This is a genomic window from Acetobacter oeni, assembly GCF_011516825.1.
Classification (GTDB): domain Bacteria; phylum Pseudomonadota; class Alphaproteobacteria; order Acetobacterales; family Acetobacteraceae; genus Acetobacter; species Acetobacter oeni.
The window spans coordinates 24,885-34,218 of the sequence record NZ_WOTA01000031.1 but is presented as its reverse complement, the minus strand read 5'-3'; the positions used below and the strand labels follow the sequence as shown (position 1 = coordinate 34,218).

Here is a 9,334-nt window from a genome sequence, read left to right as displayed (position 1 = left end):
GTTGTTCAACAAAGAAACAGCGACTTGCCCTCAGACAAGATCACGCTACCCAGACGTTCTTCTACTGTTCATGCTAAACGTTGTTTAGCGTACTTTCCACACGATGGCCTCAGTTTTTTCTCATCGCTCAAGCGCGAGCGCATCCGGCGTCGAACTTACAAAACGCGCCAGGAAGCCCGACAGGACGTGTTTGACTACATCGAAATGTTCTATAACCCAGTGCGCAAGCAGGTCAGGAAAGGGATGCTGTCAGCCGTGCAGTTCGAACAACAGCAGACTTTGAATGCTCAAGGCGTCTAGAAAACTAGGGGCTACTCACGCCAGCGACATCGACCAGAAGCGATTTTTTCTGCTCGGCGGCCATGCTGAATGCCTCAGAAAACCATTCTTTCAGAACGGCCGCTTCTTCGCTCACGGGGCGGTTCAGACCAAAGCGCTCATAAACTGATCTGAATGCCGAAAGCCCGGGGTTACGGGCGTCACCGTCTGCAAGCAGAGGTGAGCGTCCCTGCATGATGGCGCGCTCCGCCAGTGCCGCCTCGGCCGTAGATCCTCCGAGATTGCCACGACCCGCTTTGACTGCGGCAACAGGCGTGCGGGGTGATTTGGAGGGGGCAGGCTTTTCACTCATAACAGATCCTTAACTTTCGGCGCGGTCTCCGGCTTAAATCGGAGCAGCCCTCAGTATGCGGACGGCGTTTGTGAGTGCGAGCAAGAGAGCCCTCAGTAGAGGCTTTTCATGCGATCACGTGATCGCATAAGCAGGGCTTTGAGGACGATAGAGCGATCCTCATGAGGGACTGCCTCCACCATCGGGATGCACGCCTTCGCCCACTCGCGCTCACTTTCAAAAAACGAGCGTCGAGGCAGTCCCGGCAACGCTTCATAGTCGATGCGACCATCAGGCTGACGCCCTGTCGCATCGAGGGGCATGAGGGCGTCGAGCGGCAGATACTCCGGCATTCCATCGGGCCGAGGACCAACATAAGGCGGCGGAAGCGGTTTGTCTCTGTCCGCACCATAGCGGGGGGCCTGTGTGAGCATCGTCACATGGTTAGCGATCTGGCCGATTTTAACACGCGGCTGGGTGGCGGTCTCTAAGGACGCAGGCTGGGACTGCGCGGTCTCGACGACCTCGGCAGGTGCGGTCGGCTGAATGCTGGCCTGATCTGGGGCTACCTTGGGTCTGCGCTGTGCCTCATACCCTGCGATCCGCTCACGGCGCTCCCTGTTAAGGCGCTCTTCGTTATCGGCCTCGGCCATGAGAGCAAGGATCTCTTCATCCGAGGGGCCGGTCGGTGCCCGTTCAGTCGAAACGACTGCGGGGGATGCGGATCCATCGCGTAACCGTCGATCGGCCTCTGCTTTCGCCGCAGTGATGCGCTCTTTGACGCGATACCATTCGACTCTCAAACCATTAGGTGTAGGAGCACGGCCTTGCTGGGTTCGCAGACCGTCGCGAGCGAGGTGCTCTGCAAGGGTTGACCACTTCAAGGCTCGCCGTCCGGTGGCTTTGAGCAACGTCTCGAAATTCTCTGTCAGCCACATCACCACATCAGAGCGTGTCTGGCATCTGGCGCAGGTCTCCAGATAGCTGCCCGCGGTCTGACCTGAAAACACTGCTGCGCTCATGGACCTCACTCCTGCCCCGTCCTCGCCTGTCTAACACCCTCGGTTTTTCGTAGCAAGTCCGATGCCTAACCGAAGTGTATCCGCAGCACTAACGTAGCATTAAAGAAGAGGGTTTTTCTTTTTCCATACACAAATGCAAACTTTCAGTTTGCGCTTCGCGGCACCCTGCGTGTGTTGCATCCGGCGGGGCCGCGGCGGGCCGAGGCCGAAGACATTTCGGCGCATTCTGCCCTGCCAAATATGTTGTTTTGCACTACGAAATTGCGCTACGTTAACGGCGTTCTGAATGTATGGAGTGTGTCATGGCATCCCCCCTATCGATCCGTCTGGACGAGCGGTTGCGCACTGACCTGGAGCAGGAAGCAACGGCGCGCGGTATCCCTCTGAGCCAGCTCATTCGTGATCTGCTGGAGACAGGGGCAAAGAGTGCGCGCCGAGACCGTATCCGCAGGGACAGTGCGCGTGTTGCCCGCTACGTCGCTGCGACGCCTTCCGCCCGGGCGCTTTTTGAAGAGGCTGGTGGAACTCATGGTTCCTGATCGGCCGGTCGCCATGGCAGCGATCTTCTCGCCTGGAGAAATTGTGCTGGCAGACTGGCGCGGAGATGCGCTGCCGAAGGAGCCCAACAAACGTCGCCCCGCTGTTGTTGTCGAAGACGATCTCTTTCCGCCTGAGTGGCCGAACGTGATGCTTGTGCCGCTGACCGACGATGAGAACCTCGTCATTCCGGATCTGGCAGTACGGATCGACCCAACGGCTGATAACGGCTGCACCAAGCCCTGTTGGGCGGTCAGTGCTTTGCTCACCACCACATCCAAGCAACGTGTTACCGTGACAGGCAGCAAGGTGAGATCCGATCAGCTTGCTGCAATCAGACGCCAGATTGCGCTCCTGGTGGGATGCGACGGCTAGGCAGATAGTGAACCGCCCCGGGATTGGCGGAGACTGGTTTTCTTAAGTTAGGCTGCCATGAGGACGTGGTCCATAGCGGCATAAAACTGTTGCTCGGCCTCGGCCGGCGTGATGTTGCCGATGGGTTCGAGGATGCGTCGGTTATTGAACCAGTCCACCCATTCGAGAGTGGCGTATTCCACGGCGTCAAACGAGCGCCATGGGCCACGCCTGTAGATCACCTCGGCCTTGAAGAGACCGTTGATTGTCTCGGCCAGGGCGTTGTCGTAACTATCTCCGACACCGCCGACCGAGGGTTCGATCCCGGCCTCGGCCAGGCGCTCGGTGTAGCGAATGGCGATGTATTGCGAGCCGCGATCCGAGTGGTGGACAAGATTGCCTGCTCCTGGCGGGCATCGGGCGTGGATCGCCTGCTCCAGCGCCTTGAGCCGATCGGCGGTCTCGGCTGGAACACCAGCCCGCTTGCCAGTCTCGACCTCAGCTTTCTTGACCCACTCGTTCAGCGTATGCGCCGAGCAGCCGATCTTGCTGGCGATCGACACCATCGCCGTCCAGCGAGACGGATGTTCGCCCTCATGCTCCAGAACCAGACGCACCGCACGGGAACGGACTTCAGGGGAAAACTTCTTCACAGGATTGCTCATCAGACCCTCTTCTCAGGTGAATAGGTCTCCGCTAATCCCGGGGCAATTCAATGGCTCTGGACATATAACCATGACAGACCCAACATGGGGAACAGCGGGCTAACCCCCGCCCAGAAACTAAAAACAGCTGCCTGAATTCTCATTCAATGCCCCACTAAAAATGGGGGGATTACCGAACCGCGAGGAGAACACATGAGCCACGCCAGCACGATCCGGGGACAGGAAATCCTCAACAACCCCGCCCTCAACAAGGAAACCGCCTTTACAATGACTGAGCGTCAATCGCTCGGCCTTGAAGGTCTGCTTCCTCCGACTGTGGAAAACATCGACCGGCAACTGGAGAGGGTTCAGACGCAACTCGCCGCAAAGCCGAATGATCTCGAACGCTACATCTATCTCATGAGCCTGGCGGCCAGGAACGAGACGCTATTCTACCACACGCTGATGTCCGACCCCGCGCGGTTTGTGCCGATTGTCTATGATCCGACCGTGGCTGATGCCTGTCTGGCATACGGACATATCTATCGCGGCAGCGCGGGCATGTATCTCACGCGCGACATGAAAGGTCGCTTCAAAAAAATTCTGCGCAACTGGCCGGTAAAAGACGTTCGGTTCATCTGTGTGTCCACCGGCGGCCGTATTCTCGGTCTTGGCGATATCGGCGCTAACGGCATGGGCATTCCCATTGGCAAGCTCCAGCTCTACACCGCCTGCGCGGGGGTGCCGCCCGAGGCGCTGCTGCCTGTGCTACTGGACATAGGCACCACGAACGCGGCGCTCCGGGCCGATCCGCTTTATCTTGGTCTGCGCGAGCTCCCGCCAGACGAAGCGGAGGTGGATTTGATCTCAGACGCATTTATCGAAGCCGCTACAGACGTGTTTCCCGGTGTCTGCATTCATTTCGAGGACTGGAAAGGTACCGATGCGATGCGGCTTCTCGCCCGCTATCGCGACAAGGTCCTGTGCTACAATGACGATATTCAGGGAACCGCAGCGATCGCGGTAGCAGGCCTGACCACGGCACTGCAGATCAAGAACGAGACTTTCGCCGATCAGCGCGTCCTTTTTCTGGGCGCAGGCTCAGCCGGGATCGGTATCGCAAGTATGATTGTCTCGGCGATGGTCGAAGCGGGTCTGGGCGAGGCCGAAGCGCGTGAGCGTATCGTACTGATCGATGTCAACGGTCTGATCGAGACCAGCCGGACCGATCTCAACGAGTGGCAGAAGCCGTTCGCGCACGAGGCGAAACCGACGAAAGATCTTCTCGAGGTCGTCAGAACCTTCAAGCCGACCATTCTGATCGGCGTCAGCACCATCGGCGGCGCATTCACCGAGGAGGTGGTCCGCGAGATGGCAAAACTGAACGAGCGGCCGGTGATCTTCCCGCTCTCCAATCCGACGAACAAGGCGGAATGTACGGCCGAGCAGGCCTATACCTGGACAAAAGGCAAAGCATTATACGCCGCTGGAGTCCAATTTCCGGACTTCGAATATCAGGGAAAGAGCTACCACCCGGGACAGGCCAACAATTTCTATATCTTTCCGGCAATCGGCCTCGCCGTTTACGCGACCCGTCCCGCGCGGATCACGGACGATATGTTCATCACCGCCGCCGCCGCGACAGCGGATCAGGTGGGGCCGAGCGCACGCGAGCATGGCATGCTGTTCCCGCTCCAAGCCAACATCCTGGAGACCGAAGTGACGACCGCCACGCGGGTTGCGGAGCATATCTTCGATAGTGGACAGGCCACCGTCGAGCGTCCGGAAAATATCCGCGCCTGGATCGAGGGGCTGCTCTACAAGCCGGTCTACAAGGAACTCTGACATACCTAAGTCATCCCCGGTGATCGGCTCGAGCCGATCACCGGGGATGATGAGGCCTTCTCTCACCAACCCGGAGCAGATCCGTGAATCTCGTGATACTCGTCGCCGCCATCGCTCCGGTTGTCCTCATATTCGGGCTGGGCTATCTGGCCGGGAAGTACAAGGATTTCGATCACGATCAGGCCATCGGTTTCAGTCATTTCGCGCTGAAATATGCCCTGCCGGTTGCGCTCTTCCTCAGCATGGCGACCTTCAAACGCGACTTGCTCCTTCAGCAGGGGCCACTCGTTGTGGTCATGATCATCGGATATTCGCTCTTCTTTGGCGTGAGCTATCTCGTCCTGTGCATGATGACGCGCGACCGGCTGACCGCAGTCCTCCTCGGCTATGCGGTGTCCTCCACAGCCGCACCGATCTATGGCCTGACGGTCCTCGATCCAATCTATGGCGATACGGTCGGCGGCGGCGTAGTCGGTCTGGCTGCGGTTGTCACAAACCTCTTACAGGTTTCAGTCGTCATCTACCTGCTCGAGAGCGCGTCCAGGTCAGAAACGTCGAGACCCTCGTTGGCCCGAACGCTTGGAAAAACGATCAAGAACCCCCTTGTGTGGGCACCGGTGCTGGGCACCATCGTGTCTCTGTCCGGTCTGACGATGCCGCCGGTTTCCGTGTCCGTGCTCAAGCCTCTAGCAGTCTGCGCACCAGGAGCGGCGATCTTCGCCTGCGGGCTCGCGCTTGCGTCTTATTCCCTTAATCTCAGATCTAGGACCGTTATACTGGGATCGCTCGTCTGTGTCGTCTTGCAACCAGCAGTCTTCTTCGTCGCCCTCAAGGCATGGGGACTAAAATCCGCTATGGCGAAAGCAGCTTTTGTCGCAAGTGCGATGCCTACCTCCACACCGTCTGCCCTGTTTGCCCAGCAGTATGGGAAGTGCGAGGTAGAAACAGCCAGCATCATGCTGCTCACGACGCTCGGCATGGTCGTCGTCATTCCCGCCACTGTCGCTATATGCGAGTGGATATAACGCAAAAAAATAGATGATTGGAAAAGTTCTCTGGTTTTAAGACCTGCCCTATGATTACAATTCCATGCACTGATTGGAGAAAATGAGTCCTGAAAAGGTCTGTTTTCCGTTTTGAGAAGCGTTTTGCTCATTTGAGTGCTCTAGAGCGGTTCCACTTTAGTCTGGTTCATATCCAGCGGCTGTAAAGAAGCTGGCGCATTCACTGTATGTGAAAGCCGGAAGCAGCGCGCCGACGGTATCCCACAGAGCACGGACAGTCCGTTCGGCTCTGGCGCGCAGCAAGGCCTTGAGTTTTGAGAAGGTCATCTCGATGGGATTGAAGTCCGGGCTGTATGGCGGAAGGAACATCAGTTCCGCCCCTGCCTGCTCAATGACCTTCTGTATTGCAGAAAGCTTATGCGCCGGAAGATTGTCCAACACGACGATATTGCCCGGCTTCAGTGTCGGGATAAGAACCCGTTCGACGTAGACCTGAAAGATTGTGCCGTTCATGGGACCATCATGTACGAAGGGCACGGTCAGGCCTGTCAGACGTAGCCCACCGGTGAAGGTCGTGGTTTTCCAGTGGCCGTGCGGCACACCGGCGCGGCAGCGTTCCCCGCGCAAGGCACGCCCGCGCAAACGGGCCAGTTTCGTTGAGAGGCTGGTTTCGTCAATGAACACCAGTCGCTGCGGATCGAGATCGGGCTGGAGAGCGAACCACTCCTGCCGTCGCTTCAAGACGTCTTCACGCTCCTGCTCCAGTGCATGAGCGGTCTTTTTTGAATGTCCGGCCGTGCTGCCGCAGCCAGCGGTTGAGCATGCTACGGCCAATCTCGATGCCACATTCGCTTTGCAGGCGCGCCAGCATCTCGTTGAGCGTAATGTCTTTCAGCACCTCGATCATGCCAGCAATGAACGCTTCATGCGCGTCCAGCCGTGACCCGCGTGGCTTACCCTGGCGATCGCCGCCTTCACGTTCCCGACGCAATCAGCGGATCGCTGACAAAATCTCAACTCCAAACTGCGCTGCAAGCGAGCGGGCCGGTGCTCCCGCAACTCCAGCTTCCACAACCCGCTCCCGAAGATTATCACTCAATGCTCGTGCCATCACCGTCTCCATCAACAAAAACGGTGAATCACATTTCACCTTCAGTGTCTCCTCTCGATTCAGAGTTCGGTGGAACCGCTCTAGACGAGGCGAAGACGATCGCGCAACGTTTAATCTGGAACTGATATTTTAAGATCCTGGGTGTGCAACCTTGATCACAGCTTCAAAATTAGCATCACCAGCGCCAAGAAAGCGTATCTACCCGTAGGAGTGGAAGGTCAGGCTCGTAAAGCTTTTTCACGAGATTTCCCATGCGCAACGTGCGATGAAATGTAGCGATCGAAGAGCCGTTAGTATATGCGTCCAGCCCCTAATTTCAAGTTTTGGACAAACAGTCCTGTCTGTGATTTTCAATCGGCAAAGACATGCTCGATATGGGATCTGATAACGGATTTTCTGGCACTGGATCTCTGGATATGCTTCGGCATCGGTTTGAGATAAAGCTGCTTGCGATGAACTCAGCAAACAAAACCCTGCTTTTCCATGAAGTCTTCATCGGCTTTTTCGGCCAGTCGTGTGACAGTGAATTTGCTGGTCCGGGCGATGGCTTACGAAGAGGCACAGCTTGCCCTCAGCTTTCTCGATTTCCGCTGATACCGAGATGAAAGAACCCAATCGGGGAACGTTTGAAACGCTGGCTTCTGGTCCTGTCTACTGGCCTTCGTCAGTCTGACGCGTCCCTCACGTGGCAACCGTTCCCGGGTTGATACCGAACTCCTCACTCAGCGCCGTGAGCGAAGCCCGCGATCGCTGTACTGCTGTTCGCACGGCATACATGGTCGTGACGACCGTCCATAATGCAATGCTTCCTTCATTCACGTGAAAATGCCACACAATTAAAGCCCGGGACTAAACACCGAGTTGGCTCTCTCTGAGGTGGTCCCGTCCGTTCGGACAGTTTTGCGGGCTTGATAAGCTATACCCGGTTGTTGTTATGCCGCCCTTCTGACGGCGTTGCTGTTGGCCATCTGGTCCGGGGTTAACCCCGGACCAGATGGCGTCGGCACGTTATGATACGCCTCATCGGGCGTACGTCCAGCCAGCGCCGTATGCGGACGCCTTTCGTTATAATGGGCGATCCATCTGCCAAGCCCGGCCCTCAGCTCTGATCCGGTCTCGAACGCGTGCAGGTAGACGCATTCATATTTCAGCGACCGCCACAGACGCTCGATGAACACGTTGTCCAGCCATCGCCCACGCCCGTCCATACTGATGCGGATCTGACGCTCTTCCAGTATCCCGGTGAAACGGGGTGTCGTAAATTGCGACCCCTGGTCAGTATTGAAAATGTCCGGGGCGCCATAGCGCATGAGGGCATCCTGTAGCGCCTCGATACAGAACTCCACGTCCATCGTGTTCGACAGACGCCAGGACAGGACCTTGCGCGTGAACCAGTCCATGATCGCCACGAGATAGAGAAATCCCCGTTTCATGGGAATATATGTGATATCGGAACACCAGACCTGGTCAGGCCGATTGATGACCAGATCCCGTAGCAGATATGGATATTTCCGATGCTCCGGATGGGGCACGGTCGTGCGCGGCTTCTGGTAGATCGCCCGCAGGCCCATGATCGCCATGAGCCGCCGGACCCGCTTGCGGCCCACTTCATGTCCCAGGCGGCGCAGATGCCATGTCATCTGCCGTGAACCATAATACGGCGTTTCCAGGAACTGGGCGTCGATCAGCTGCATCAGCTCCAGATTGGCCTCGCTCTGTGGCACAGGCCGATAGTAGACGCCCGACCGGTTGAGTTGCAGCAGCGTGCATTGCCGGATTATCGGCAGACGCGCTCGCTTCAGGTCAATCATCTGCCGCCTCTGATCACGCCCAACCGAGCAGAGGCATCCCGCAAAAAATCCCGTTCCACGAGAAGTTCGCCTATCTTCGCGTGCAGTTTCTCCACGTCAGCTGGGCTGACCGGGGGCTCAGCCACCGTCTTCCCGGAAAAGGTCGCCGCCATCCCCTCGATCGCCTGCCGTTTCCACTGGGCGATCATCGTCTGATGTACCCCATGTTTCGAAGCCAGTTCCGCCAGCGTCAGTTCCCCACGGATCGCCTCCAGCGCAACCCGTGACTTGAACTCTGCCGCATACCGTTTCCGCGTAACCTTGCCCATAAAACCCGTCCTCGTTCAGGCCAGATGATAGCTTATCGCCCTGTCCGAAAAATGGGGACCACCTCTCTCTTCGGCACATTGGCATACC

Annotated in this window: 9 protein-coding genes and 3 pseudogenes; 5 read left to right on the top strand and 7 right to left on the bottom strand. The window is 57.5% G+C overall.

All coding sequences use genetic code 11. From position 1 onward, the window contains the following. The coding region (locus tag GOB90_RS19320; RefSeq protein ID WP_242012094.1) for an IS3 family transposase at nucleotides 1-300 on the top strand (300 nt) is incomplete at its 5' end. Nucleotides 301-304: 4 nt separating this feature from the next. Here GOB90_RS19320 and GOB90_RS15620 read toward each other — a convergent pair. Together GOB90_RS15620 and GOB90_RS15615 are read right to left on the bottom strand one after the other, a co-directional pair. Continuing rightward, nucleotides 305-631, bottom strand: coding sequence for a hypothetical protein (locus GOB90_RS15620; RefSeq protein ID WP_173572138.1), 327 nt, complete (start codon nucleotides 629-631; stop codon nucleotides 305-307). A 92-nt stretch (nucleotides 632-723) separates the two neighbouring features. Beyond that, nucleotides 724-1,632 (bottom strand): hypothetical protein, encoded by a 909-nt coding sequence (locus GOB90_RS15615; RefSeq protein ID WP_146891103.1) that lies wholly within the window; start codon nucleotides 1,630-1,632, stop codon nucleotides 724-726. A gap of 302 nt (nucleotides 1,633-1,934) precedes the next feature. Here GOB90_RS15615 and GOB90_RS15610 point away from each other — a divergent pair, with 302 nt between their 5' ends. Both GOB90_RS15610 and GOB90_RS15605 read left to right on the top strand, forming a co-directional pair. After that, nucleotides 1,935-2,171, top strand: coding sequence for a BrnA antitoxin family protein (locus tag GOB90_RS15610; protein WP_228119361.1), 237 nt, complete (start codon nucleotides 1,935-1,937; stop codon nucleotides 2,169-2,171). After that, nucleotides 2,161-2,544: a type II toxin-antitoxin system PemK/MazF family toxin gene (locus tag GOB90_RS15605; protein WP_024716503.1), complete on the top strand. Its 384-nt coding sequence runs from the start codon at nucleotides 2,161-2,163 to the stop codon at nucleotides 2,542-2,544. Before GOB90_RS15610 ends, GOB90_RS15605 begins: the two co-directional genes overlap by 11 nt. Before the next feature lie 47 nt (nucleotides 2,545-2,591). Here the strand turns inward: GOB90_RS15605 and GOB90_RS15600 are convergent, their stop codons facing one another. Next, nucleotides 2,592-3,188 (bottom strand): integrase core domain-containing protein, encoded by a 597-nt coding sequence (locus GOB90_RS15600; RefSeq protein WP_146891106.1) that lies wholly within the window; start codon nucleotides 3,186-3,188, stop codon nucleotides 2,592-2,594. A gap of 192 nt (nucleotides 3,189-3,380) precedes the next feature. On the opposite strand from GOB90_RS15600, the gene GOB90_RS15595 reads away from it, so the two are divergent. Further along, nucleotides 3,381-5,012, top strand: coding sequence for an NAD-dependent malic enzyme (locus GOB90_RS15595; protein ID WP_146891109.1), 1,632 nt, complete (start codon nucleotides 3,381-3,383; stop codon nucleotides 5,010-5,012). An 83-nt stretch (nucleotides 5,013-5,095) separates the two neighbouring features. Beyond that, nucleotides 5,096-6,037, top strand: coding sequence for an AEC family transporter (locus GOB90_RS19715; RefSeq protein WP_019087324.1), 942 nt, complete (start codon nucleotides 5,096-5,098; stop codon nucleotides 6,035-6,037). A gap of 156 nt (nucleotides 6,038-6,193) precedes the next feature. On the opposite strand, the pseudogene GOB90_RS15585 reads toward GOB90_RS19715, so the two are convergent. From GOB90_RS15585 to GOB90_RS15580, 4 genes and pseudogenes are all read right to left on the bottom strand, one after another. Further along, nucleotides 6,194-7,127, bottom strand: a pseudogene (locus GOB90_RS15585) (IS630 family transposase). Nucleotides 7,128-7,480: 353 nt separating this feature from the next. Further along, nucleotides 7,481-7,630, bottom strand: a pseudogene (locus GOB90_RS18995) (IS5/IS1182 family transposase); the annotation flags it as partial. After that, a pseudogene (locus GOB90_RS19835) lies at nucleotides 7,622-7,904 on the bottom strand (hypothetical protein); the annotation flags it as partial. The pseudogenes GOB90_RS18995 and GOB90_RS19835, both read right to left, overlap by 9 nt. A 155-nt stretch (nucleotides 7,905-8,059) precedes the next feature. Further along, nucleotides 8,060-9,246, bottom strand: a protein-coding gene (locus tag GOB90_RS15580) for an IS3 family transposase (RefSeq protein ID WP_146891112.1) whose coding sequence is annotated in 2 segments (ribosomal slippage) — nucleotides 8,060-8,976 and nucleotides 8,976-9,246 — 1,188 coding nt in all. Because the reading frame shifts where the segments join, the coding sequence is not laid out codon by codon here. Between the last annotated feature and the right edge of the window lie 88 nt (nucleotides 9,247-9,334).

Excerpts from the sequence above, each read along its gene's own strand:
- GOB90_RS15620 (WP_173572138.1), bottom strand. The coding sequence starts at position 631 with ATGAGTGAAAAGCCTGCCCCCTCCAAATCACCCCGCACGCCTGTTGCC.
- GOB90_RS15615 (WP_146891103.1), bottom strand. The coding sequence starts at position 1,632 with ATGAGCGCAGCAGTGTTTTCAGGTCAGACCGCGGGCAGCTATCTGGAG.
- GOB90_RS15610 (WP_228119361.1), top strand. The coding sequence starts at position 1,935 with ATGGCATCCCCCCTATCGATCCGTCTGGACGAGCGGTTGCGCACTGAC.
- GOB90_RS15605 (WP_024716503.1), top strand. The coding sequence starts at position 2,161 with ATGGTTCCTGATCGGCCGGTCGCCATGGCAGCGATCTTCTCGCCTGGA.
- GOB90_RS15600 (WP_146891106.1), bottom strand. The coding sequence starts at position 3,188 with ATGAGCAATCCTGTGAAGAAGTTTTCCCCTGAAGTCCGTTCCCGTGCG.
- GOB90_RS15595 (WP_146891109.1), top strand. The coding sequence starts at position 3,381 with ATGAGCCACGCCAGCACGATCCGGGGACAGGAAATCCTCAACAACCCC.